This is a genomic window from Mycobacterium sp. (genome assembly GCF_049608025.1).
Classification (GTDB): domain Bacteria; phylum Actinomycetota; class Actinomycetes; order Mycobacteriales; family Mycobacteriaceae; genus Mycobacterium.
In genome coordinates this window covers 31,706-55,626 of record NZ_JBMYXC010000011.1, presented here as the reverse complement: position 1 = coordinate 55,626, position 23,921 = coordinate 31,706, and the positions used below count along the sequence as shown (strand labels likewise).

The 23,921-nt window shown below is 64.1% G+C and carries 20 protein-coding genes and 1 tRNA gene; 8 read left to right on the top strand and 13 right to left on the bottom strand.

The window, feature by feature from the left end:
- The first annotated feature begins 61 nt into the window (after positions 1-61).
- On the top strand, positions 62-994 hold the full coding sequence (nudC, locus tag ACPGXI_RS06085) for an NAD(+) diphosphatase (RefSeq protein ID WP_526650851.1): 933 nt from the start codon (positions 62-64) through the stop codon (positions 992-994).
- Between the two features lie 38 nt (positions 995-1,032).
- Here nudC and ACPGXI_RS06080 read toward each other — a convergent pair whose 3' ends face one another.
- Positions 1,033-1,287: a mycoredoxin gene (locus tag ACPGXI_RS06080; protein WP_526650849.1), complete on the bottom strand. Its 255-nt coding sequence runs from the start codon at positions 1,285-1,287 to the stop codon at positions 1,033-1,035.
- Between the two features lie 108 nt (positions 1,288-1,395).
- Here ACPGXI_RS06080 and ACPGXI_RS06075 point away from each other — a divergent pair, with 108 nt between their 5' ends.
- The 3 genes from ACPGXI_RS06075 to ACPGXI_RS06065 all read left to right on the top strand — a co-directional run bounded on the left by ACPGXI_RS06075 (position 1,396) and on the right by ACPGXI_RS06065 (position 4,331).
- Positions 1,396-3,519: a UvrD-helicase domain-containing protein gene (locus ACPGXI_RS06075; RefSeq protein ID WP_526650847.1), complete on the top strand. Its 2,124-nt coding sequence runs from the start codon at positions 1,396-1,398 to the stop codon at positions 3,517-3,519.
- A 155-nt stretch (positions 3,520-3,674) separates the two neighbouring features.
- A complete protein-coding gene (locus ACPGXI_RS06070) occupies positions 3,675-3,854 on the top strand; it encodes a hypothetical protein (protein WP_526650845.1) in 180 nt (59 codons plus the stop codon).
- 180 nt (positions 3,855-4,034) lie between these two features.
- Positions 4,035-4,331, top strand: a complete 297-nt coding sequence (locus tag ACPGXI_RS06065) for a WhiB family transcriptional regulator (RefSeq protein WP_526650843.1) — start codon at positions 4,035-4,037, stop codon at positions 4,329-4,331.
- Between the two features lie 21 nt (positions 4,332-4,352).
- On the opposite strand, the gene ACPGXI_RS06060 is transcribed toward ACPGXI_RS06065, so the two are convergent.
- The 3 genes from ACPGXI_RS06060 to ACPGXI_RS06050 form a co-directional block, all read right to left on the bottom strand.
- Positions 4,353-5,690: a macrolide-binding ATPase MABP-1 gene (locus ACPGXI_RS06060; protein ID WP_526650926.1), complete on the bottom strand. Its 1,338-nt coding sequence runs from the start codon at positions 5,688-5,690 to the stop codon at positions 4,353-4,355.
- 42 nt (positions 5,691-5,732) lie between these two features.
- Positions 5,733-6,647 (bottom strand): cyclodehydratase, encoded by a 915-nt coding sequence (locus ACPGXI_RS06055; protein ID WP_526650841.1) that lies wholly within the window; start codon positions 6,645-6,647, stop codon positions 5,733-5,735.
- A gap of 68 nt (positions 6,648-6,715) precedes the next feature.
- Positions 6,716-8,089: a zinc-dependent metalloprotease gene (locus tag ACPGXI_RS06050; protein ID WP_526650839.1), complete on the bottom strand. Its 1,374-nt coding sequence runs from the start codon at positions 8,087-8,089 to the stop codon at positions 6,716-6,718.
- Between the two features lie 92 nt (positions 8,090-8,181).
- Here ACPGXI_RS06050 and ACPGXI_RS06045 point away from each other — a divergent pair, with 92 nt between their 5' ends.
- From ACPGXI_RS06045 to ACPGXI_RS06035, 3 genes are all read left to right on the top strand, one after another.
- Positions 8,182-9,204 carry a YlbL family protein gene (locus tag ACPGXI_RS06045; RefSeq protein WP_526650837.1) on the top strand — a complete coding sequence of 341 codons (1,023 nt, stop codon included), beginning with the start codon at positions 8,182-8,184 and terminating at the stop codon, positions 9,202-9,204.
- A 107-nt stretch (positions 9,205-9,311) separates the two neighbouring features.
- Positions 9,312-12,329, top strand: coding sequence for a UPF0182 family membrane protein (locus ACPGXI_RS06040; protein WP_526650835.1), 3,018 nt, complete (start codon positions 9,312-9,314; stop codon positions 12,327-12,329).
- A 165-nt stretch (positions 12,330-12,494) separates the two neighbouring features.
- Positions 12,495-12,568: transfer RNA gene (locus ACPGXI_RS06035), tRNA-Met, on the top strand.
- Positions 12,569-12,643: 75 nt separating this feature from the next.
- On the opposite strand, the gene ACPGXI_RS06030 is transcribed toward ACPGXI_RS06035, so the two are convergent.
- From ACPGXI_RS06030 to ACPGXI_RS05990, 9 genes are all read right to left on the bottom strand, one after another.
- Complete coding sequence (locus ACPGXI_RS06030; protein ID WP_526650833.1) at positions 12,644-16,066, bottom strand: type I restriction endonuclease subunit R; 3,423 nt, start codon at positions 16,064-16,066, stop codon at positions 12,644-12,646.
- A complete protein-coding gene (locus ACPGXI_RS06025) occupies positions 16,059-16,649 on the bottom strand; it encodes a hypothetical protein (protein WP_526650831.1) in 591 nt (196 codons plus the stop codon). The genes ACPGXI_RS06030 and ACPGXI_RS06025 overlap by 8 nt, the downstream gene beginning before the upstream one ends.
- A complete protein-coding gene (locus ACPGXI_RS06020) occupies positions 16,646-17,809 on the bottom strand; it encodes an AAA family ATPase (protein ID WP_526650829.1) in 1,164 nt (387 codons plus the stop codon). The genes ACPGXI_RS06025 and ACPGXI_RS06020 overlap by 4 nt, the downstream gene beginning before the upstream one ends.
- A gap of 57 nt (positions 17,810-17,866) precedes the next feature.
- A complete protein-coding gene (locus ACPGXI_RS06015) occupies positions 17,867-19,072 on the bottom strand; it encodes a Fic family protein (RefSeq protein WP_526650827.1) in 1,206 nt (401 codons plus the stop codon).
- 142 nt (positions 19,073-19,214) lie between these two features.
- Complete coding sequence (locus tag ACPGXI_RS06010; RefSeq protein ID WP_526650825.1) at positions 19,215-19,673, bottom strand: hypothetical protein; 459 nt, start codon at positions 19,671-19,673, stop codon at positions 19,215-19,217.
- 280 nt (positions 19,674-19,953) lie between these two features.
- Positions 19,954-20,283 (bottom strand): 3'-5' exonuclease, encoded by a 330-nt coding sequence (locus tag ACPGXI_RS06005; protein ID WP_526650823.1) that lies wholly within the window; start codon positions 20,281-20,283, stop codon positions 19,954-19,956.
- The gene (locus ACPGXI_RS06000) at positions 20,268-20,444 is read right to left on the bottom strand and encodes a hypothetical protein (RefSeq protein ID WP_526650821.1); all 177 of its coding nucleotides are present in this window, start codon (positions 20,442-20,444) and stop codon (positions 20,268-20,270) included. The genes ACPGXI_RS06005 and ACPGXI_RS06000 overlap by 16 nt, the downstream gene beginning before the upstream one ends.
- A complete protein-coding gene (locus tag ACPGXI_RS05995) occupies positions 20,445-21,626 on the bottom strand; it encodes a restriction endonuclease subunit S (RefSeq protein WP_526650819.1) in 1,182 nt (393 codons plus the stop codon).
- Positions 21,623-23,080, bottom strand: coding sequence for an HsdM family class I SAM-dependent methyltransferase (locus ACPGXI_RS05990; protein WP_526650817.1), 1,458 nt, complete (start codon positions 23,078-23,080; stop codon positions 21,623-21,625). Before ACPGXI_RS05990 ends, ACPGXI_RS05995 begins: the two co-directional genes overlap by 4 nt.
- Positions 23,081-23,503: 423 nt before the next feature.
- On the opposite strand from ACPGXI_RS05990, the gene ACPGXI_RS05985 reads away from it, so the two are divergent.
- Complete coding sequence (locus ACPGXI_RS05985) at positions 23,504-23,833, top strand: hypothetical protein (protein WP_526650815.1); 330 nt, start codon at positions 23,504-23,506, stop codon at positions 23,831-23,833.
- Positions 23,834-23,921 lie beyond the last annotated feature (88 nt).

The following is a 23,921-nucleotide window of genomic DNA, read 5'->3' as shown; positions in this document are numbered from 1 at the left end:
AGCGCTTGCGCGAAGAGCAGAGGGCAGCGATGAGCGCTTGCGCGAAGAGCAGAGGGCAGCGATGAGTTCCGCGGATTTCAGGCTGCGCAACGTTCCGCTGCTCTCACGGGTGGGAGCTGACCGGGCCGATACCCTGCGCACCGACGTCGACGCTGCCGTGGCGGGATGGTCGGATGCGCTATTGCTGCGGGTGGACGGGCGCAACCAGGTGCTGATTTCCGAGGGCAGCGTGGTGCTCGGTCCGGCAGGCAAGGTGGGCGATGCGCCGCCGCCCGACGCCGTGTTCCTCGGCCGGCTCGACGATGGCCGCCACGCGTGGGCAATCCGCGCTGAGTTGGAAGCCCTGGAGGATCCGCCGGCGCCGACCGAGATACTCGACCTTCGGCGTACCGGCCGGAGCTTCGATGACGTCAGTGCACAGCTGGTGGCGACCGCCACCGCGCTGTTGAACTGGCATGAAAGCGCCCGGTTCAGCCCCCGCGACGGGGCGCCGACCACGTTGGCGAAGGCCGGGTGGTCGCGAATCAACCCGGCCACCGGTCGCGAAGAGTTTCCCCGGATCGACCCCGCGGTGATCTGTCTGGTGCACGACGGCCATGACCGCGCTGTGCTGGCCCGCCAGACGCTCTGGCCGGAGCGGCTGTTCTCGATTCTTGCCGGCTTCGTCGAAGCCGGTGAGTCCTTCGAATCCTGTGTGGTCCGCGAGATCGCCGAGGAGGTCGGCCTGACGGTGACCGATGTCGAGTATCTGGGTAGTCAGCCGTGGCCGTTCCCACGATCGTTGATGGTCGGCTTCCACGCTCTCGGCGACCCCGAGCAAGAGTTCTCGTTCAACGACGGCGAGATCGCGCAGGCGGGTTGGTTCACCCGCAACGAGATCCGGGAGGCTTTGGAGCTTGGCGACTGGAGTTCCACCAGCCAGGCTCCGCTGCTGCTGCCGGGGTCCATCTCAATCGCCCGGGAGATCATCGAATCCTGGGCGGCCCTGGATTAGCGGCAGTACCCACCGGGCGCGGAACTCGCGGGACGGATTCAGCCGGTGAGTTTGGCTTTGACCTGCGCTCCGTTCGGATTCGTCATCGTCGATCCGTCGGCGAACCTCACTGTCGGCACGGTCTGATTGCCTCCGTTGACCGACGCCACGAACTGGGCTGCGGCTGGGTCGCGCTCTATGTCGACCTCTTCGAAGGCGATACCTTCGTTGTCGAGGACCTTTTTGAGTCGGAAACAGAAGCCACACCAGTTTGTGGTGTACATGGTCACAGCAGCGGTGTCGTCAGCGCCCATAAGGCAATCAAGGTAGCTGATCGCCCAACATGCTCAAGCCGTGCCCGCCTCGCGCCATGCTCGCGTCGCGCCCCGCGGTTGTCGGGCTGCGCTGACATGATGGTGGGCATGTCCTCGTCCCCAACGGCCTCGCGCGACCGGCTGCTGGGCGACCTCGACGAAGAGCAGCGCGAAGCCGTGCTCGCGGGCCGTGGACCAGTCTGTGTGCTCGCCGGCGCCGGCACCGGCAAAACCCGTACCATCACCCGTCGCATTGCCCATCTGGTGACCGCCGGCCACGTCGCCCCTGCTCAGGTGCTCGCAGTCACGTTCACCCAACGCGCGGCTGGGGAGATGCGCGGCAGGTTGCGGGCGCTCAGCGGCGAGGAGGCGAGTACCGGCACTGACGCGGTGCAGGCGATGACTTTCCACGCTGCCGCGCGCCGGCAGCTGTCGTACTTCTGGCCACGGGTGGTGGGAACCACCGATTGGCAGCTGCTCGACACCAAGTTCTCCATCGTCGCGCAAGCTGCCAACCGTGGCGGGCTACCGACCAGCACTGATGGCGTACGTGACCTGGCCGGCGAAATCGAGTGGGCCAAGGCCTCTTTGATCAGTCCTGAGGACTACGCATCGACGGTCGCCGAGGCCGGGCGTGACATTCCGTTCGACGCGACCAAGATCGCCGCGGTCTACGCCGGCTACGAGGCGCTCAAAGCGCGCGGCAACGATCTCATGCTCCTGGACTTCGACGACCTACTGCTGCACACCGCCGCTGCCATCGAGAACGACGCCGCGGTGGCCCAGGAGTTCCGTGACCGCTACCGCTGCTTCGTGGTCGATGAATACCAGGACGTCACCCCGCTGCAACAGCGGGTGCTGGACGCCTGGCTGGGCAACCGCGACGATCTCACTGTGGTCGGCGACGCCAACCAGACCATCTACTCGTTCACCGGTGCCTCGCCGCGCTACCTGCTGGATTTCTCCAGGCGATTCCCCGAAGCGACGGTGGTCCGACTCGAGCGCGACTATCGCTCCACCCCGCAGGTTGTGTCGCTGGCGAACAGGGTCATCGCCGATGCGCGAGGTCGGATGGCGGGTAGTCGGCTGCACTTGGTGGGCCAGCGTCCACCCGGACCCGAGCCCACGTTCAGCGAGTACTCCGACGAGGTCGCCGAGGCGGCGGCGGTGGCGGGCAAAATCAAGAAGCTCCTCGAATCTGGCACTGCCGCTGCAGAAGTCGCGGTGCTCTACCGCATCAACGCGCAGTCGGAGGTCTACGAAGAGGCGCTCACCGAGGCCGGCGTGCCGTTCCAGGTTCGCGGCGGTGAGGGGTTCTTCAGTCGACAGGAGATTCGGCAGTCGCTGGTGGCCCTGCAGCGCGCTGCCGAACGGTACACGGGGGAGGTCGAGGGGGCGCTCTCCGACGTGGTCCGGGCGACTCTGGAACCCCTCGGGCTGACCGCCGAGCCGCCGCCGGGCACCCGCGCGCGGGAACGCTGGGAGGCGCTGGTCGCGCTGGCCGAACTGGTCGACGAGGAAGTGGCACAGCGCCCGCAACTCGACCTTCGTGGCCTGGTCAGCGAGCTGCGTCAGCGAGCTGACGCTCGCCATCCACCGGTGGTGCAGGGAGTCACGCTGGCCTCGCTGCACGCTGCCAAGGGTTTGGAGTGGGATGCGGTGTTCCTGGTCGGGCTCGCTGACGGCACGCTGCCGATCTCGCATGCGTTGTCCCATGGCCCCGACGGCGAGCCGGTGCAGGAGGAGAGGCGCCTGCTCTACGTCGGAGTAACCAGGGCGCGAATGCATTTGGCGCTCAGCTGGGCGCTGGCGCGTACGCCGGGTGGACGGCAGGGCCGGCGTCCGTCGCGATTCCTCAATGGCATCACGCCACATTCACAGCGTGACGCCGGGCCCCGTCGGGCGCGCAAGCCCCGCGGCCCCGCGCCGCGCTGCCGGGTGTGCAATTCCGCGCTCACCTCGCCCGCGGCCATCGTGCTGCGGCGGTGCGAGAGCTGCCCATCAGACCTCGACGACCAACTCCTCGCTGAGCTCAAGGACTGGCGATTGCGGATATCCAAGGAGATGAGCGTGCCGGCCTACGTGGTGTTCACCGACAACACCTTGATCGCTATCGCGGAGTCTCTGCCGACCGACGATGCCGCGCTGGTCACCATCCCGGGCATCGGCGCCCGCAAGCTCGAACAGTTCGGGCCCGATGTGCTCGCCATGGTGAAGGCTCGCCAGGATTGACATCGCCAGGATTGATGTAGGTATTTCACCTGAATCTGCAGGTCAGAAAATTGCTTGTGGGTTTCGGCTGGTACCGTCTAGCCTCGATCAAGATCAAACAGAAACGCGAGCAAAACCCTGACCAGGGCCGTGTACGAAAGGAGGGTGCCACGATCATGACGAGCAACCATGCGTTCACCGGCATACGCGTTGCCAGCATGTCGCGGACCTTCCATGCTCCCGACTTTGCCGCCGCAACCGCCGCAGCCTCCGCTACCGCCGCAACCGCGGCGCCGCGCAAGCGCCGCGCCGCAGCCGGCACCGCTGCCGCGTCCGTGAATCGGGGATCGATCTAGCTCGAGCCCACGAGAGCCTGAAGGCCACGGACCCGCAATCAGCCGGATCCGTGGCCAGATTCTTTTCAGGGCTTAGTGCAAGCCTGTTGAACTGCGAAGACCTGGTCGCAGATCCATCACACGACAGATGCCCGCCGACAACAACGACCAGGAAGCTGAGGACTGGACATGTCTCCGGTGATGACAGAGAGAACGACACTGGCGGTGCCCTGTCATGTCGAGGATCCGGATCTGTGGTTTGCCGAGGATCCGGGTGCTCTCGAACAGGCCAAGGCGATGTGTGGGTACTGCCCGATCCGGCGCGAGTGCCTCAATGCCGCGCTGGAACGTCAGGAGCCATGGGGGGTGTGGGGCGGCGAGATCCTTGTCCGAGGGGCCGTCGTCGCCCGCAAACGCCCGCGGGGCCGGCCGCGCAAAGATGCCGTGCGCGAAGACGGTGATGGTGCCCAAGGAGCGAAAGAGACTGTGGCCGCATGAATTTCGGTCGGCCCCGACGTGTCAGGCCCCGTCGGGGTCGGCGAACCCAGGCACCATCTCGTCGGCGATGCGGCGAGTCGGGACATTCGCGTCGAGCTGGCAGGAAATCGCGACGATCGAAGCGATCACTCGCATCGGGATCGCCAGTCTCGGCGGGATGTCCATCTGCCGGGCGGCTTTGATCTGGCCGGCCGCCTTGTCGAGTTCCAGGGTGGTCATCTTCTGCAGCCACGAACGCGTGTAGTGGAACACCGGAACCTGCAGAGGGTCGACGTACTGCTTGAGCATGTCGTCGATGTCGTCGGTGGAGACCTGCTGACCCTTCTGGATGAAACCCATTTTTTCCATGGTGGGCAGTAGCTTGTCGTAGTTCTTGTCGACTCCATAGCGCAGCATCTGGCCCAGCTCGACGGGCCAACCGCCGGGCATCGGCGCCACCGCGCCGAAATCGATGATCCCCATTCGGTCTCCGGGCAGCAGCATGAAGTTGCCGGGATGGGCGTCGCCGTGGACCATTTCCAGCCGCTGGGGTGAGTTGTTGCAGAACTCGAACAGACGGGTGGCCATCAAGTCGCGCTGTTCCTGGGTGCCGTCGCGGATGATGTGCGACAGCGGAACGCCGTCGATCCACTCTTGGATGACGACCTTGGGGGCGCTGGCCACCACGTGGGGCACCACGAAATCAGGGTCACCGTCGTACGCCTTGGCGAAGGCGCGCTGATTGTCGGCTTCGAGACGGTAGTCGAGTTCCATCTCGGTGCGCTCGATCAACTCGTCGACGACACCCTGCACGTCAGCGCCCGGGGAGATCTGCTTGAGCACACCGACCATCCGCTGCATGGTCTTGAGGTCCGCGCGCAATGCCTCGTCGGCGCCGGGATACTGAATCTTCACCGCGACCGCGCGGCCGTCGCCCCAGACCGCCTTGTGGACCTGTCCGATGCTTGCCGAGGCGATCGAGGTGTCGTCGAACGATTGGAAACGCTCGCGCCACCTAGTGCCCAATTGCCCGTCGAGCACGCGGTGCACCTTGGCCGCGGGAAGCGGAGGGGCCTCGCGCTGCAGCTTGGTCAGCGCCTCCCGGTAAGGCTTGCCGTACTGCTCGGGGATGGCGGCCTCCATGACCGAGAGAGCCTGGCCGACCTTCATCGCGCCGCCTTTGAGCTCGCCCAGCACGGTGAACAGCTGCTGGGCCGCCCGGTCCATCAGCTCGGCGTTGACCTCGTCTTTGGGCTTCCCGGTAAGACGCTTCCCGAAGCCGAGCGCGGCACGCCCGGCCATGCCCACGGGCAGCGACGCCAGCTTTGCATTGCGCGCGGCACGTCCCCGCTTGATCTCACTCACGTCTCCATCATCCACCACCGACGCGGACTTCTACCCGGTAGTTGCAAACGTGCGATGTCAACACATACATCTTGGATGCCGCGACCATCTGCGGGCCGCGATCGCGCCCCGGGTGACGTCGAATTCCAGCGTCGTGTCGAGGGTGGCAGGCGGCGCCATTGCCGTCTTCCAGCCGGGGGTTGCGGCAGGGCCGGGGGTTTCGCCGGCGCTGAGCCCGGGGGTTGCGGCAGGGCCGGGGTCGACTCGGGGGCCTGCGCCACCGCTAACCGCGCGGATGACTTGGTCGACCTCGTTGAGCGCCAGTGCGGCGGTTGCCAGAACGGTCGCCCGGTCGGCAGTGCCCACAGTCCGGCACAGCTGCGCCGCAACCGCCGGCCAGGCGGCGTCACGATCGCTGCGATGCAGGTCTGCGCAGCGCAGACAACTCGTAACGCCGGGGATCACCAGCGGACCGACCAGGCCGGTGCCGTCCCGAACCCGCACCGGTAGATGTGGCACTGCGGCGTCGTGCAGATCGCGCACCACCCGCGGGTCGGCGACCAGATAGTCGGTCAGCACCGCGAGGTCCGCACCGCCGGTGCCCGCGTCGCTTCTGCTGCTCTGACTGATGCGCACGCCTGAGCAGCGCAGCGAGGCGATGAGCAGGTCCGATAGCGGGCCGCTGCCGTGCACGCGGATTGCGGCGGAGCGGGTGCGGCGGGGTGCGGTCACCGTGACGACACCGGCCTCGGCCAGGTGGGTGACCAACGCCGCGACCACGGACGTGTCGGCACCGTGATCGGCGGCCAGCGACTCCAGCTCGGCGATCGTCGCAGCAGACTGCAGCGCGCGTAACAACTCAGCCAGGACGGGCGTGGAGAGCCCGGGCGGCGGCTGCACGACGACCGCCCGGCGCGGATCCCAGCCGACCTGGACGGTGTTGTCGGGCCGGGACAGCACCGGCGTCCTCGGGTTGAGCGCGTAACGCGTCATGAGACGACAGTGTCACGTGACAACTACCCCGAGACGAGTTATCCACAGGGGTTGGGCCGGCGTGCCGGTCACTGTTGAGGGGCGTCGGTCCCGTCGTCGCCGTGCTCGAGGTCGCGCGCCTCGTTCAGCGCCTGCTCGATGGCGCTGTCCATGCCACTGGTATCTCCGCCGACCATCCGGTCGATGAATCCGGCGGGCTCGTCCAGATCCGACGCGCTGGGCAGCAGGTCCGGGTGCTGCCAGACGGCATCGCGGGCATCAGCACCGACGGCCTGGGTCAGTTTCTCCCACAGTGCCGCGGCCTCCCTCATCTTGCGCGGCCGCAGTTCCAGCCCCACCAACGTGGCGAACGTCTGCTCGGCGGGTCCGCCGGTGCCTCGCCGCCGGCGCAGAGTCTCGCTGAGTGCCTGGGTGCCGGGAATCCGGTCCCCGAGAGCGTCGGCGACCACGGTTTGCACCCAGCCCTCGATGAGGGCCAGCAGGGTTTCCAGCCGGTCGAGCGCGGCGGTCTGCTCCGGGGTGGCCTTCGGTTCGAAGATGCCCTGGTTGAGCAGCTGCTCCATCTCGGACGGGTCGGTCAGGGAGGCGGGGTTGAATCCGCGTGCGAACTCCTCGATTCCGCTCATATCGATCTTGGTGCCCTGGGCGAACGCCTCGACGGTCGCGAGCACCTGGGTGGAAAGCCAGGGCACGTGGCTGAACAGGCGATGGTGGGCAGCTTCTCGGGCGGCCAGGAACGTGACGATCTCGCTGCGTGGCTGTTCGAGGCCCTCAGCGAGCGCCTCGACCGCGTCAGGCATCAACGCCGCGACACCCTTGGGTCCCAGTGGCAGCCCGATGTCGGTGGAGGTCAACACTTCTTGAGACAGCTTGCCCAGCGCCTGGCCCAGCTGTGAGCCGAACGCCATGCCGCCCATTTGAGACATCATCGTCAGCAGCGGGCCTGCCATGGACTTGGCTTCCTCGGGCAGCGCCGAGGCCCATACCGACGCGATCTGCTGGGCGACCGGGTCGCAGAGCCGCTTCCAGGTGTCCAGCGTGTTGTCGATCCAATCGGTCGGTGTCCACGCCACCGCCCTGGTGGTACCGGCCGGCAGTGGTGTCGCCCCGTCCAGCCACGTCTCGGCCAGCCGGACCGCGTCGGAGATGGCGGTGCTCGTCTGCTCCGGCACCGGCGCCACGAAACCGATGGATTTCGACGCAAGTTGGCGGGCCAGGTCGTAGTTGACCGGTCCGGACCCCGCGCCCCCGGGCATCCCGCTGCCCGCGCCGCTGAACATCTCGCCGAGCTTGCTGAAGATCTGACCCAGTTGCGACATGTCGAAATCGCCGCCGCCTGGGAACGCTCCCCCGAAGGGATCACCACCAGAGCCGGGGTCCTTCTTGTGCTTGTCACGCTCGGGGTCATCCCCGGCGGAGAAGCCGAAGGGCGGGTCAGCCATGTCCCCAACCGTACTCAACGCGCCGCCTTCGTGCGGCGATGCGGGTCACGCTGTCAGTGAACCTCGTCGCGCGAACCTCTACTGTTGGCGGCGTGAACAGGCGGATATCCACTCTCATCGTCGCGTTGGTGCCGATCCTGATCTTTGGAATGCTGTTGACGACGGTGACGGTGCCCTACGTAGCGCTGGGGCCCGGCCCGACATTCGACACACTCGGTGAGATCGACGGCAAGCAGGTCGTCGATATCGAGGGCGCAGAACTCCACCCCACCAGCGGGCACCTCAACATGACGACGGTGTCGCAGCGCGACGGCCTCAGTCTCGGGCAGGCGCTGGTGTTCTGGGCCTCGGGTCGTGACCAGTTGGTCCCGCGCGATCTGGTGTACCCGCCGGACAGGTCGAAAGAAGAGATCGACGAGGCGAACACCAAAGACTTCCGGCAGTCGGAGTTCAGTGCCGAGTACGCCGCGCTCTACTACATGAAGTACCCGATGGCCGTCACCGCGGAAACCGTCGACGAGGACGGGCCGTCCAACGACAAGCTGCAGCCCGGCGACGCCATCGCCGCGGTGAATGGCGTGAAAGTGGCCGACCTCGAGGAATTCCAGGAGATCCTCAAGGACACCAAACCCGGCGACACCATCGCCGTCGGCTACCGGCGCAAGAACGGCCCGGATGGAACCGTCGACATCACTCTTGGCGAACACCCTGACGGCGACCGCGGGCTCATGGGGGTCGGTGTGCTCGACGCGCCGTGGGCGCCGTTCACCATCGACTTCAACCTGGCCAACGTTGGCGGCCCGTCTGCGGGTCTGATGTTCAGCCTGGCCGTCGTGGACAAACTGACCACCGGCGACCTCAACGGGTCGAAGTTCGTCGCCGGGAGCGGCACCATCACCGGCGACGGCGAGGTCGGCTCGATCGGCGGCATCACCCACAAGATCGCGGCTGCCGGCGACGCGGGGGCCACGGTCTTTCTGGTCCCGGCCGAGAACTGCGACGAGGCCAGGGCCGCCGACGTGGAGGGCGTCGATTTGCTCAAGGCGGAAACCCTGGAACAGACGATCGACTCGCTGCGCACGCTTTCTGCTGGTGGCGAACCTCCCCGCTGCTGAGCAGGGGCCGTCGGGCGGGTGCGTACAGTGAGTGCTGAGCCATCGCGGTAGCGCGGTAGTCTGCGCCGGAAATATCTGTTGAGAACGTTCTAGACTGGAGTGATCGAGTGGGAATGCGGCCCGCGGCGAAGATGCCGAAGCTGACGCGACGAAACCGGGTTTTCATAGGGCTATCTCTGGCCGCGGTGTTCGTGTTGTTGCTCGGTCCCCGCTTCATCGACACCTACGTCGATTGGCTGTGGTTCGGCGAACTGGGCTATCGCTCGGTCTTCACCACGCAGTTGGTGACGCGAGTCGTCCTCTTCTTCGTCGTGGCGATCCTGATAGGTGGCATCGTCTTCGCCGCGTTGGCGCTCGCGTACCGCACTCGTCCGGTGTTCGTGCCCACCGCCGGACCTGACGATCCGGTCGCTCGCTACCGCACCGCGGTGATGTCCCGGCTGCGACTGGTGGGTATCGGGGTGCCGGCGTTCATCGGTGTTCTGGCCGGCTTCGTGGGGCAAAGCTACTGGGCGACCGTACAGCTGTTCCTGCACGGCGGCAGCTTTGGCATTGTCGATCCACAGTTCGGTATCGACCTCGGCTTCTACGCCTTCGACCTGCCGTTCTACCGGATGGTGCTCTCTTATCTCTTCGTCGCCACCTTCTTGGCCTTTGTCGCGAACCTGTTGAGCCACTATCTGTTCGGCGGAATCCGGCTGGCCGGGCGCACCGGCGCGTTGAGCCGCGCGGCGCGGATCCAGCTGATCAGCCTGCTGGGGACCCTGATATTGCTGAAGGCGGTCGCCTACTGGCTGGACCGCTACGAGCTGCTCAGCCACACCCGGGGCGGCAAGCCGTTCACCGGTGCCGGCTATACCGACATCAACGCCGTGCTGCCCGCGAAGCTCATTCTGCTGGCCATCGCGCTCATCTGCGCGGCTGCGGTCTTCTCCGCGATTTTCCTGCGCGACTTGCGAATTCCCGCCATCGGCGTGGTGCTGCTGCTGCTGTCTTCGCTGGTCGTCGGGGCGGGTTGGCCGCTGGTGGTCGAGCAGATCAGCGTCCGACCCAACGCCGCACAGAAGGAAAGTGAGTACATCAGCCGGAGTATCACCGCGACCCGGCAGGCGTACGGGCTCACCGACGACATCGTGACCTACCGCGATTACCCGGGTGACGCTCCTGCGACCGCGCAGCAGGTTGCCGCGGACCGGGCGACCACGTCCAACATCCGGGTTCTCGACCCGAACATCGTCAGCCCCGCGTTCACCCAGTTCCAGCAGGGCAAGAACTTCTATTACTTCCCCGACCGGCTGAACATGGACCGATATCGCGACAAGGACGGTGAACTGCGGGACTACGTGGTGGCAGCGCGTGAGCTCAACCCCGACCGGTTGATCGACAACCAGCGGGACTGGATCAACCGTCACACCGTCTTCACCCACGGCAACGGTTTCATCGCCTCGCCGGCCAACACGGTGCGCGGGGTGGCCAACGACCCCAACCAGAACGGCGGATATCCGGAGTTCCTGGCCAGCGTGGTGGGCCCCAATGGCGAAGTGGACTCACCGGGACCGGCACCCTTGGCCCAGCCGCGCATCTATTTCGGCCCGGTGATCGCCAACACGCCGGCCGACTACGCGATCGTCGGCGAAAACGGGCCGCCGCGCGAATATGACTACGAGAACAACGTCGACACCAGCAACTACACCTACACCGGCAGCGGTGGCGTGTCCGTCGGGAGCTGGTTTGCCCGCAGCCTGTTCGCTGCCAACTTCGCCGAACGGAACTTCCTGTTCTCCAACGTGATCGGTGAGAACAGCAAGATCCTGATCAACCGAGACCCGGCCGATCGGGTGAAGGCGGTGGCGCCGTGGCTGACCACCGACGCCGCCGTGTATCCGGCGATCGTCAACGAGAAGATGGTGTGGATCGTCGACGGTTACACCACGCTGGACAGATACCCGTACTCACAGCTGACGTCGCTGTCGGCGGCGACCACCGACTCCAACGAGGTGGCGCTGAACCGACTACAGCCCGACAAGCAGGTGTCCTACATCCGTAACTCGGTCAAGGCCACCGTCGATGCCTACGACGGCACCGTCACGCTCTACGCACAGGATGAGCAGGATCCAGTTCTGCAGGCGTGGATGAAGGTATTCCCCGGCACCGTGCAGCCCAAGAGCGACATCACCCCTGAGTTGCAGGACCATTTGCGTTACCCGGAGGATTTGTTCAAGGTGCAGCGCGCGTTGCTGGCCAAGTACCACGTGGACGATCCGGTGACGTTCTTCTCCACGTCGGATTTCTGGGACGTCCCACAAGACCCGAACCCGACGGCCAGCAGCTATCAGCCGCCGTACTACATCGTCGCCAAGGACCTCGCCAAGCAAAACGGTGCGGCGTCGTTCCAGCTGACCAGTGCGATGAACCGGTTCAAGCGTGATTTCTTGGCAGCCTTCATCAGCGCGAGCTCTGACCCCGAAACCTATGGCAAGTTGACGGTTCTGACGATTCCAGGTCAGGTCAACGGCCCCAAGCTTGCATTCAACGCGATCAGCACCGACACCGCGGTCAGCCAGGACCTCGGCGTGATCGGCCGGGACGGCCAGAACCGGATCACGTGGGGCAACCTGCTCACGCTGCCGATCGCCGAGGGGGGTTTGCTCTATGTGGCCCCCGTCTACGCCTCGCCGGGCACCAGCGACGCAGCATCGACGTACCCACGACTGATCCGGGTCGCCATGCAGTACAGAGACAAGATCGGCTATGGACCTACCGTGCGGGACGCATTGACGGACCTGTTCGGTGCTGGAGCCGACGCCACCGCCACCGGGCCTGCGCCGACCGACGCCCCCGAAGGTCAGCAGCCGGCGGCGCGACCGCCTGCCGCCCCGCAGTCTGCTGCGGCGCCACCGGCGAGCCGGCCCGGCGAGAACCCGGAGGCGAAGCCCGAGGTGCCTGCGGCGGTTCCGCCCGCGGGCCCGACGCAGCTGTCGGGGGCGAAAGCCGCTGCGCTGCAGGATGTCAACGCGGCACTCGATGCGCTGCAACAGGCCCAGAGCAGTGGTGACTTCGCCGAGTACGGCGAAGCGCTGCAACGCCTCGACGACTCGATAAGCAAGTACAAGTCGGCCGAGTAGCTCACCCCTTCTCGGCGAGCGTGCTCACCTTCTCGGCGAGCGCGCGTGTCTGTACGTCGGCACGCCGTATATCGCGTGCAAATGTGCGCGCTCGCGGGCCGCGAGCGCGCCTGAACAGGCGATTTGGCGGCTCCGCGATGGCCCCGGTAACCTAGGGTTCACCATCGCGGGGTGGAGCAGCTCGGTAGCTCGCTGGGCTCATAACCCAGAGGTCGCAGGTTCGAATCCTGTCCCCGCTACTAGGTAAAACAGCCCCCGGTCGATTCGCCGGGGGCTGTTTTCGTGCGAGGTGTGAACGGGCTTGTCGACACCGGTCAGGCCAGCGCCGACTCGTCATCCGGTGCCGCATTGGTCCGCACGGTATTGAGAATGGTGACGATGTTGTCGACGTCGGGCTCCGGAAAGACCGTATCGGGGCCTGCAAGTGCGTGGTCGACATACGGCGACTCGTACAACCGCGCGGGCTCGACGTTTCCGTTGACGGTCAGTTCGTTGACGATCAGCCCGATGAATCGAATCTGATCCGCCGAGAACCGCGTGTCATCCAGATAGGCGCCGAAGGCTTCCACGGCAGCCTCGCGGTCCAGCCCAATCAACGACCGTACGAACAACCCCAGCCCATGTGACTGCTCCGTGGCCAGCGCGATATCAGCGGCCGCACCGATTCCACTGTCGACCAACATCTGTTCCAACGAGGCGAGGTCAGCGGCAGTAAGCGGTTTGTTGCGTCGCAGTCGCTGCAGTGCGATGTGGTCCCCGTGCTGCTTGAGGTACGCGGTGGCCTTGGCGCGGAAGCGTTCCCAGTTGGTGCCGGGGGTGATGCTGGGCAGTTCGACCAGGGTGGACTGGGAGAGCTCGTCCTCGAAGTCGGTGTAGACGGCCACCTTGTCTGGGGTGTCCAGAAATTGCAGCAGCGCCCGTAGTCGTAGCCGCGCCAGCTCAAGCATGGGTAGGGTGACCTCGGCCCACCATTGGTCGTCGGCGACATCGTCGAGCAATCCCTGCGCCGCGGCCACCGACGGAATGGTGGTCTTGGTCAAGAGTCCCGACGCGATGTTCTGCACCGTCTCGCGAAGGCGTTCGGCGGCCACCGCGTCGCCTTCGAGCTGGGCGAGCTGGCGTCGAAGGATCAGCAGATCGAACCGTTTGGCGTGTTCGTCGTTGTCGAGTTGGGTGGATGGCAGCGCGGCGAGGTTCTGCGCGACGTTACCGGCAGCCTCGATAGTCAGCGTTGACCAGGCGGGCCATTGGGCATACTGCTCGACGAGGCGACGGTGTGGACGGACCAGGAAGTTATCTCGGTTCATGCCGACGACGATCTTGTGCAGGCTCCAGGCGACGTCGACGCGCAGGCCCCGTTCGGATTCGGTGCCATGCCCTTTCAGCGGGTCGGCGTCCTTCGGCGGGGCTGCGGAGTCCAGGGTGGTGATCAAGCCCAGCCGTGTTTCAAAGAGTCTTTGGTTCAGCGATTTCTGCACGGAGCCTTCGGATCCAGGCAGATTCTGGCTGAAGTAGGCGAAGTTATCGCAGAAGTCGAAGACGTAGAAGTTCTTCTTATCCTGGCCGGGGCCGAACAGGTCGGGGCGCAGTCGGGTGCCGCGGCCGATCATCTGCCAGAACTTGCTCTTGGAGCGCACCAGTTTGAAGAACACTAGGTTGACGACGTCGGGGACGTCGATGCCGGTGTCGAGCATGTCCACCGATATCGCGATATGTGGCGCCTTGCCGGGGACAGTGAAGTCGTCGATCAGGCTTTGCGCGTAACTCATACCGTGGGTGATGACGCGCGCGAATTGCCCGGCATGCTCGGGGTATTGAAGATCGAATCGCTGTGCGATGAACTGGGCGTGATCTCGGTTCTTCGCGAAGATGATGGTCTTGCCCAGCCGGTCCCCGCCGGCAACCTTGTGGCCCTGGGCCATCAGTTCGGCGAGCACCTTGTCGACGGTGTCGGCGTTGAACAGGAACCGGTTGACCGCCTCGGCCGACACCGCATCGGGGGTGTCGGCATCCTCGCCCCAGTCCAGGGTGTCCCAGTCGTCCTTCTCCTGTTCGGACAGGTCGTCGTAACGGATTCCTTGGTGCAGGAACTTGGTGCCCACCGAAATACCCACGGCGGGCACGAGAAAGCCCTCGTTGACAGCGTCGTCGAGGCCATAGGCGTCGGTGGGTACCCCGTCTTCGAGGTGGAACAACCGGTATGTGTTGTGGTCCACCTCGTCCTTCGGGGTGGCGGTGAGCCCGACCAGCAGCGAGTCGAACCATTCGAAGATGGCCCGGTATTTCTGGTATACCGAGCGGTGCGCTTCGTCGATCACCACCAGGTCGAAGTAGCCCGGCCCGAAGACGCGCCGGACGTCGTCGGTGCTGTTGATCAGGTTCATCATCGTCGGGTAGGTGCTGACGTATACTCTTCCGTCGCTGACCTTTTCGGTGACCAGGTTCACCGTGGTGGCATTGGGCAGGTGTGCCTTGAAGGCGTTGGCGGCCTGGGTGACCAGCGCTGTGCGGTCAGCCAGGAACAGCACCCGCTTAACCCAGCCGGCTTCCATGAGTTGTTTGACCAGCGCGATGACGGTGCGAGTCTTCCCGGAACCGGTCGCCATGACCAGCAGGGCCTCGCGCTTCTTGCCGGTGAACTCCTCGCCGATGCGGCGGATCGCGTGGATCTGGTAGTGCCGCTCGACGATCGCCGAGTCGATGGGCGCGTCGGCCAGTGGCTTGCGGCTGTCGCGGCGTGCGATCATCAGTTCCAGCTCGTCGGCGGTGAAGAAGCCCTGCACCTGCCGCGGCGGGTAGCCCGCGGTGTCATCCCAGAGCCAGTGCTCATAGCCATTGGTGTAGAGGATGATTGGGCGCCGGCCCGTCATCGTCTCCAGCGCGTCGGCGTACAGCTTCGCCTGCTGTTGACCTTGATGCGGGTTGACGGTGGTGCGCTTGGCCTCGACGACGGCCAGCGGCAGGCCGTCCTCGCCCCACAGGACATAGTCGACGTAGCCGATCCCGCTGGCGTTCGGCATGCCGGTGACCTCGTACTCGCGATCCTTGGCCTCGACCAGCGGCCAGCCGGCCTCGCCCAGTAGTACGTCGATGTAGTGGTCGCGGGTGTCGGCCTCGGAGTAGTCGCGGTCATCGATGGCGGAGTTGGCGGCCTGGACGGCCTTGATCTTTTTGCGCAGCGCCGCGATCTCGGCGTCCTTGGCCGCGGCCAGCTCATCCTTCTCGCTCAGGGCCCTAGCGCGCGCGTCGTCCTGGGCCTTGAACTTCGCTGCGAGTTTGCCGATTTCATCGCGGGACAGCGGCGCGGCCTTGGCCGCCAGCGCCGGGTCGAATACCGACTTCATCGGTACGGACTCCGGATGCGTCGAGTAGCGGAATGCCGCCCAGAGCGTCACGTGGTGTAGTTCCCGTAGCGCATCCAGCGCCACCCGCGGCGGGATCCGCTTCGTGTGGTGGACTGCCGTGTTGCCCAGTTTGCGAATCAGGTTGAGCTTGTTGACGATTCCCAAACCGACCTTGGATTGGAACTCGGTGTCGTTGATCTTGGCGGCAAGGTCGGTCTTGTACGGGATCGGCAGCGCCAGAACGTCATAGAGGAAGTCGACGAGCTGCTCGACGGCGCGGCGGCTGTGGAAGCAGGCCGAGCGGGGGTCACTGAGGGCATAGCTCTCCGCGCGCGCGCAATCGGCGTAACTGTGCTGCCAGTCAACGGCTTTGAGGAAGTCGAAGTTACCCACGTGTGTCTCCCGTGAGCGGCAGTTGACGGATCCGTCCGAGGGCCCGACGAAGGCTGTCGCTGTTCTGTGCAGCCGTCTCTACGTTCCAGTGTTTCGCCGCGAATTCGTTAACGTGGTGCACGTAGAGTGGACCGGTCTTGCTGCCCACAACCATATCCCGGCGGATGTCACGTGATCGCGATGATGAACAAAGCCGCAAGACGGTATCCTTCGCATTGGTGAGGGATTCGGGATCGCGGGGCACCTGTGCCAATTTCACTCCGAAGTACCCTGCGAATCCGGCTGTGTCGGCAAGCAACCACCCCTCGGCCATCGGGTGAGCGATGCGCAGCAGAAATGATCGGTGGGTGTTAATGATCCCAGCAGTCAGTCGCGCATGCAGGATCAACGGACATTCGGCGTCAGAGTCTCGTATTACCAGCCAGGTTCCTTGAGCGGACGCAGCGTGAAAATTCACAATAAGCGGATCAAGCTTCGACTTGCCGCCCTTGACGATGATTCGGCCAACTTCACGATTCGCAGCGCGGATAAGAGCATCGGCGACGCCGGTATCTGACTGGCCTTCAACTACCGCGTTGATCATTTCGAGCGGGTTGCTCCGACACTACGAAGGCCGGCAAGGTCGGGTGGTGAAACCAGGCTTTGCACGATGTCTGATGTCGGCAATCTGGCCTCGATCTCACCGAACACGTTGGGAATCTGGCTGAGCAGGTTTGCTTCGGTACCGTCACCAGTAACCCGCAGGACCAATACTTCATCGGCGAGCACGCCTTCATCGTCGAGCAGATCTGGAGCGTGGGTTGAGAGCAGCACCTGGAGCTCTTTGTCTCGTTGAGCCATCGCAAGCACTGTCGGCAAGGTCCGCACGATCGCTGAGTTCAGTGACAGCTCGGGCTCCTCCAAGAGCAGTATCCCGCCGTTGGCCGGAGTGCTGACGATCGCCCACAGCAGTCCGATGAGGCGTAGCGTCCCGTCCGAGAATGCCGACTCGTCCTGGCGGGTCGATGCTTGTCGCCAGTTGCGATATCCAGCGGTCAGGTGTGGACGTCCTGCATCGTCGATGTCGATCGCGAGGGATTCGAACTCGGGGATAGCGGCCCGGAGCGCGGTTTCCATCCGCCGAAGCCACGCCGTCCGGGTACGTGGTGGCACGCCGTTGATTTGGGCAATGAAATCGCCGCCGAAGGGGTCGCCGGCGGAAAGACCTGCGCGCGAAGGATCACGGATCACCTGCGGGACGAGGTGGAAATAGCGAATCTTGTTGAAATACTCTGCGATTGATCTGAATTCTCGGTTGGCGGATATCTGTTCAAGCTGGGTTTGCGTGAGGCGCTCGGTGTCATCCCGGTCCTGTTGGGTAGGGCGGTTGACGAGTACTTCGCCGTTCAGCTCGACAATTTCCTCATCCACGAGGGGACGATTGCGGCCTTTCCCCTCACCTTTGATCGAAAGGCGGTAGCTCCAGCTGTCGTCCCCGTCGGTCATGCGAATGTCGATGATGAGCTTGCCCTTGCGCCAGTTACGCGCAAAGAGGCTGCGAACTCTGCTGATTCCACCGCGGCTTTCCATCGCGGAAGCAAGGCCGCCACCCGGAGCGGCAATGTCCGACAGGAAGCGGAACAGGTCGAGAAGATTAGATTTGCCCGCGGCGTTCGGGCCGACGATGAAGAGGCGGTCGCGAATCGGAAAATCAAGCGACTTGAAATTTCGCCAATTGCTGGCACTTACGTGGGTAATCCGCATGGAGTCCCTCCATTCGATGTTCCATCTTGCAGTGTCGGCACTGTGCAGAAGTCGAAGTTACCCATGTGTGTCCCCTGTGAGCACGCCGAGCACCCGCGGTGCAAAAAATCGGCGTTTGTAGGCATGGGGATCGATAACATCGAGGACCCCAAGCTCGACGAGCTGGCTCACCAGCTTATTGGCCCTGCCGTAGGAGATGGCCAATCCAGACTCGACCCCTCGAACGGAGAACGACGGGTTGGCGACGGCGAAGTCGACCAGCGTGTGCGCGCTGTCCGCCCGAAGGGGTGAGGACCGGACGATGTCTTTCAGTTCATTCTGCACTGCAACGAGTTTGAGCATCTGCTCGCGGGTGCTGTCGGCCGCATCCCGCAACCCTGCGGCAAAGAATCTGATGAGGGAGTCCCAGTCACCCGCTGTGCTCACAGTCAGCAGGTGCTCGTAGTATTCGGTGCGACGAGCCTCGAACCACGGGGAGACGGTGAGCGTCGGTTCGGTGAGTACCCCGGTTTGGAGCAGGTGCATCACGACCAGCAGTCGACCGATCCGACCGTTGCCATCGTGGAAGGGATGCAGCGTCTCGAACTGGTAGTGCGCCATCGCGGCGGCCACGACGGGATCAACCGCATGCGAATGGTCTGCCTGAATCCACTGCACCAGTTCGCGGATGCCAGTCATGAGATGGTCACCCGGGGGCGGAGGAATGAAGCGGGCCGCATGCACTGCGGCCAGATTGGGTTGGGCCTCCCGACGTCGTCCGATTACCACCTGCGTGGTTCGCACCGAACCGGACTGTGTCTCCCAAGCTGTACCGCGCATGAGCCGGCCCTGCAGGTCCTCGAGCAGAGAAATGGTAATTGGCCGACCCTCGGCGAGCCAACCGAAACCGTAGTCAGCCATCCGGACGTAGTTCAGAATTTCGGTCAGTTCGGTGCTGTTGGGTTCGTCCTCGTCGGCAGTGAACACAGACGCTAGCGGGGCATAGGTTCCTTCCAGCGCGGAGGTGCTTTGCGCCTCCCGGCGGAGTGCGGGCATTCGCAGCATGGTCGGATTCGGAAGTTGCCGGGCGGTGCTGTCCAGGGCTGCCAGTGCCGCACGGGCAGCCGCCACCGCAAGGAAGGTGCGATTCGTCAGGTCGGGCATCGTCGCAGGTAGTGGAGCTGGAACGAACGCCGAATAGCGCCAATCTCCCGTGTTCGGGTCACTGCCGGTGATCGCGACCAGCGAGCCGGAAGTGCGGTTTACGAACATGGACAGGTCCACAATGTCACTCTATAAGCACTTGTATGACATTGATCGAGTATGCATTGCATCGATAGAACATGTCGCCTTCTTGATCACCCGCGTGTCATCGAATTGAATTGATCGATTTCTCGGTGCGCACGAGCGTGAACAGCCGGGTGAGTCATCCTCCACTCCGGGAGTTCTGGTACTGGCTGAACATGCGCTCGAACGCCTCTTCTCCGACAATCGGGACAGCAAGCTGTCGAGCTTTGGCGGCCTTGCCGCTCAGCGAGTCGGCCGCCACCAGCAGTCGGGTGGATTTGGTGATTCCGCCGGAGACCAACCCGGCCGCACAGATGGCGGCGCCCCACTTGTCGCGGCTGCGTCTGGTCGCCTCGGCGAATACGACTCGGTCCCCGGGTTGCAGTGCGAGGCGACCCGCTTGGCCTTTGGCGTTGACGGCGTTGGCGGATGCCCACGCGAGGGATTCCTCGACGTAGGGAATGCCCAGGCCGAACCCGTTCGCGATGCCTATGAGGTCCTCGCGCTCGTCGTCGGTGACAACGCCGTCGGACAGCGCCTCCACCGCTACTGCGCGCAGATAGTCGTGGTGCAGGCGGGCCGACGGTGGCTCGGGCAAGTCCGGCGGCTTCGGCGGCGACGACGAGTTGTCTGCCCTCGGGCCGGGAGATCGACCGGTCCAGCAGCGCGTTGTCCAACACCAGCAGATAGGCGGCTTCGTCCTCGGTGACACCAGGGACCCACGCAGCTTGAAGCACCGACCGCAGCAATCCATACGGATCAGGCGGCGCCTGTCCCCGATGTACCGCCACGGCCTTCGATGATTGCCCGACGGGTGTCAGCCATGAGAAGCGGGCGCTGCACCGCAGGTCTTCCTTCCGCTCAGGGGCGGCGCAGCATCAGCTGATGAGGTGCGGCGACAGTGCCGCGGTAGCGCGAGCGTCATCCAGTGCCGAGTGGGCGTCGTTGAGTGAAATGCCGAAGGCTTCGCAGCAATGTGCGAGTTTCGCGGCACCGATGGTGCGGCGCGCCCATTTCATGCAGCACAGAGCCTTTGGGCGGTCGGCGACGTCGTAATGAGGCAGTTCCGGCTCGCGGTGCAGAAAAGGCATACCGAAGGAGGCGTCGTGCGCGACCGCGACGCGCCCGCACAACAGTGACAGCAGGTAGTCGCTGATGTGGGCGAAGTGGGGAGCATCAAGTACGTCACCCGCTATGATTCCGTGCATTCGCGATGCTCCGACATCGCGGCAGGGGTCTTGAGCAAAGTGGTCCACTCACGCTCGACGTGCCCGTCGCTGTCGGTCAAGGCGACGCCGACTTCAACCACCCGGGCCGCGCGCTCGGGGGCCAAACCCGTTGTCTCGAAATCGATCACAGCGAAGGACATTCAGAGTTCGCCTCGGAAGGCGCGGGATTGGAGGGAAGCGAAGAGTTCGTCGAACTCCATGGGTGACGGCCGAGGGATCGCGGAGAGCCGGCGCGCGAACTCGCGTTGCTCGGCCGTTGCCACCAATGGCACTCGAAGGTCCAAGAGTTTGGCCTTCGAGATGTTCTTCATTGATCCACCGGTGCCGGTCGCAAGCATGGACATTCGACGGCGGAGTGGTGCGGAATGGAATAGCGACCGGTAGTAGAGCGGAACAGATTCAGTGTCATGCCAGACGAAACGCCAGATCTTGTCCGGGAGAGCGAGCGACTGCGATTCCCCATCCACGTACGCGACCGCGCCCACAAGCTTTGCCGTATTCGCCCGACTGATCAGCAGGTCACCCTTCTGTACGAGATGCTCTGCGGGAGGTACGTATCCGACCGGGAGGGGCTTGGATTCATGCATCTTGAATTTCCCCGTTGTGACGGCACTGATCTTGAGAACCCGGAACTTCGATGCAGACGTCTCATCGTCGGCGACCAAATTCTTGCCTCCTTGAAGATCGGCAACGTCTCGGAGGCGCACTGAGGTGCCCGAGGCGGCGGCGATATCAGGATCCCCAAACATATCTACGAACATTGCGTCGACAAGGCTGTTGTACATTGCCGCTGACTCTCTACGTTTGGTACGCAACTCGTCGGCGTGGTCCAGGATCGCGGCGATACGGCACTGCTCGGAGAGCGGGGGCAAGGGAACCGGCCACTTTGCAAGCGCCTCTCGGCCCAGATGGTGAATGCCAACACCACGGGATCCGCGAGCAAAGGCGGCGCTTGAGGCTTGCTGTCGGAGATACTGCAATAGGTAGCGCGGATCGACCTTGGTCCCCGGCCGCACTCTGAGAAGGGTGTTCTGGAACGCGCAGTCCTCGATTTCTCCCATCCAGATGGCAGGCTTGCCAACCTCAGAAGGGGAACCTGACGCTTCGTTCAACAGGAGATCCCCGGCTTGGAGTCTGTATATCGCCATCTCGGAGTCGGTGAAGTTCATAATCTTGACGTCGTCGAGTTTGAGTCCGCTCCAACCAATATTTGCGGCGCGCAGATACTTTCGATTATTTGGTCCCGAATGGTTCTTCGGTGAGCGTTGTCGACCGAGACGTACCTCGGCGATCTCCGACAGCGCGGCGGTCGGCCACTTCACGACAGCATTGCCTTCAGCTCCGCCAGCCCGTCGGCGATCTCGCCCTCCAATTTCTCGATGTCAGCGATGATCTCCAGCGGTGGCCGATGCTCGATCTCGTCGTGCACGATCTCTTTGTACCGGTTCAGCGACAGGTCATAGCCTTGGGCGACGATGTCAGCTATCGGCACGCAGAAAGATTGCTCGGTGCGGGCCCGTTCCAGCTCGGTAGAGTCGCGTTGAGTCCACCGCGTCAGCACATCCGGAAGATCATTTGTCTCAATGGGATTGCGCTTGTCATCCAACGAGAAGCCGTCGGCACCAACGTCGTAGAACCACACCTGATCGGTGCCGCCGGAGTTGGTTTTGGTGAAGAACAGGATCGCTGTGGACACCCCCGCATATGGCTTGAACACCCCCGACGGTAGCTTGACCACACCGTCGAGCTTCTGATCTTCGACAAGCGTGCGCCGAAGTTCTTTGTGCGCTTTGGATGATCCGAACAGCACGCCGTCGGGCACGATCACCGCCGCCCGCCCACCTGGCTTGAGCAGCCTCAAAAACAGTGCCACGAAGAGTAGTTCGGTCTTCTTGGTCTTGACCATTCGCTGCAGGTCCTTGGCCGTGGACTCATAATCCAGCGAGCCGGCGAATGGCGGGTTCGCCAGGATCAGCGTGTACCCCTCGGCATCCTCGCTGGCGCCCTCCGACAGTGAGTCCCGATAGCGGATATCGGGTGACTCGATACCGTGCATCAGCATGTTCATGCTGCCGATGCGCAACATCGTGGAGTCGAAGTCGAATCCATGGAACATGCTGTTGTGGAAATGCTTTCGCTGCGCCGCGTCCGTCAGCACCGACGGATGGTGCTCACGCACGTGCTCAGAGGCGGCGACCAGGAACCCGGCGGTACCGCAGGCTGGATCGCAGATCTCATCGGCGGGTTGCGGATCCATCATCGAAACCATCGCGGCGATGATGTGCCGTGGTGTGCGGAACTGTCCGTTGACTCCGGCGCTGGCGATCTTGGAGAGTAGGTATTCGTACAGGTCGCCGTTGGTATCCCGGTCGGCCATCGGGATGTCGTCGATCATGTCGACCACCCGCGATAGCAGCGCGGGGCTGGGGATGGTGAACCGGGCATCCTTCATGTGTTCGGAATAGGTTGAGCCGTCACCGCCCAGCGCGCGCAGATACGGGAACACCTGCTGCCCGATGGCTTCGAACATGACGCCCGGCTCGTCGTCCTTGAGGGTCCTCCAGCGCAGATTCTGCTGGTCCGGGCCGAACAGAATGCCCTCAGCCTTGCCGGTGACGCGGGCCTTCTTCTCGGCCAGCGTGTTCAGGTCATCGAGGCGGCGAATGAACAGCAGGTAGGTGATCTGCTCGATCACCTCGATCGGATTGGAGATGCCGCCGGACCAGAACGCATCCCAGACCCGGTCGACCTTGCTCTTCAACTCGCCGGTGATCACGGTGCTGCCTCATCTCTGCGCGTGCGGAACTGAACCGAACTGTATATAGGAGGCGACCGACAATGGGGGATAGCCGCGACATCATGTTCCTTTCGGCCAGGGTCGCTTGCCTTCGTGACAGCTGTGAATTTTGGGTCCGGCTACGGGGCAGTGGGAAGCCCTCAACGCGCGACCGGCCCGCGATCTGCCGGGACTGCGGGCTCTGATGAAACGTCCGTCGCCGTTCAGCGAGTGAGCAGCACGTACCGATCGCCCGAGTTGCTTGCTGATCATCACGACCTAGCCGACTTCCGGTGCCGCTCATCGGAGCAGACCGAGTAGCTGCGCCGTTACGCGCGTCAAGCAGGCGCGGTCGGTACCACGCGAGTATTTTCGGTTACCGAGGGCCAAAGCAGCCGTGTCGCCGCCTATTACGCCTGGTGCATGGCCCAGCTCCACGCCGACGCAATCCCCCGCCGCGTACGCAACGGCGCTGGCCGCGATCCCCAACCGGTAGCTCTCCTGGCTCGACTCGGCGTAGCTATCGACCACGGACGTGCGGGTCTTGGAGCCGGGATGCTTCACGACGTCTTCGTGCGACTCGGTGAGCTCTCTGATGACATCGGCTGTCGCGGCCTGCTCGTCCACGCCGAGTCCACTGACGCACGCAACTTCCACCTGCATCTCGTACCCGAGTTCGAGCCGAGCCCCACCTTCGACCTTCACTTCGTGCTGCTGACGAAAGACATCCGGCGCACCGTTCGGGCGGATTGAGGCCCACACTCGCCGAGCGGCTGCACCCACTTTCCAGGGGCCTTTCCGGGAGCGCCGGATGCGATGTCGGTGGGCTTGCCTACGCTCT

What these genes read in the sequence shown, in the direction of transcription:
- nudC (WP_526650851.1), top strand. Translation starts at nt 62, where the DNA reads ATGAGTTCCGCGGATTTCAGGCTGCGCAACGTTCCGCTGCTCTCACGG.
- ACPGXI_RS06080 (WP_526650849.1), bottom strand. Translation starts at nt 1,287, where the DNA reads ATGGGCGCTGACGACACCGCTGCTGTGACCATGTACACCACAAACTGG.
- ACPGXI_RS06075 (WP_526650847.1), top strand. Translation starts at nt 1,396, where the DNA reads ATGTCCTCGTCCCCAACGGCCTCGCGCGACCGGCTGCTGGGCGACCTC.
- ACPGXI_RS06070 (WP_526650845.1), top strand. Translation starts at nt 3,675, where the DNA reads ATGACGAGCAACCATGCGTTCACCGGCATACGCGTTGCCAGCATGTCG.
- ACPGXI_RS06065 (WP_526650843.1), top strand. Translation starts at nt 4,035, where the DNA reads ATGACAGAGAGAACGACACTGGCGGTGCCCTGTCATGTCGAGGATCCG.
- ACPGXI_RS06055 (WP_526650841.1), bottom strand. Translation starts at nt 6,647, where the DNA reads ATGACGCGTTACGCGCTCAACCCGAGGACGCCGGTGCTGTCCCGGCCC.
- ACPGXI_RS06050 (WP_526650839.1), bottom strand. Translation starts at nt 8,089, where the DNA reads ATGGCTGACCCGCCCTTCGGCTTCTCCGCCGGGGATGACCCCGAGCGT.
- ACPGXI_RS06025 (WP_526650831.1), bottom strand. Translation starts at nt 16,649, where the DNA reads ATGATCAACGCGGTAGTTGAAGGCCAGTCAGATACCGGCGTCGCCGAT.
- ACPGXI_RS06020 (WP_526650829.1), bottom strand. Translation starts at nt 17,809, where the DNA reads ATGCGGATTACCCACGTAAGTGCCAGCAATTGGCGAAATTTCAAGTCG.
- ACPGXI_RS06005 (WP_526650823.1), bottom strand. Translation starts at nt 20,283, where the DNA reads ATGCACGGAATCATAGCGGGTGACGTACTTGATGCTCCCCACTTCGCC.
- ACPGXI_RS06000 (WP_526650821.1), bottom strand. Translation starts at nt 20,444, where the DNA reads ATGTCCTTCGCTGTGATCGATTTCGAGACAACGGGTTTGGCCCCCGAG.
- ACPGXI_RS05985 (WP_526650815.1), top strand. Translation starts at nt 23,504, where the DNA reads ATGGCCCAGCTCCACGCCGACGCAATCCCCCGCCGCGTACGCAACGGC.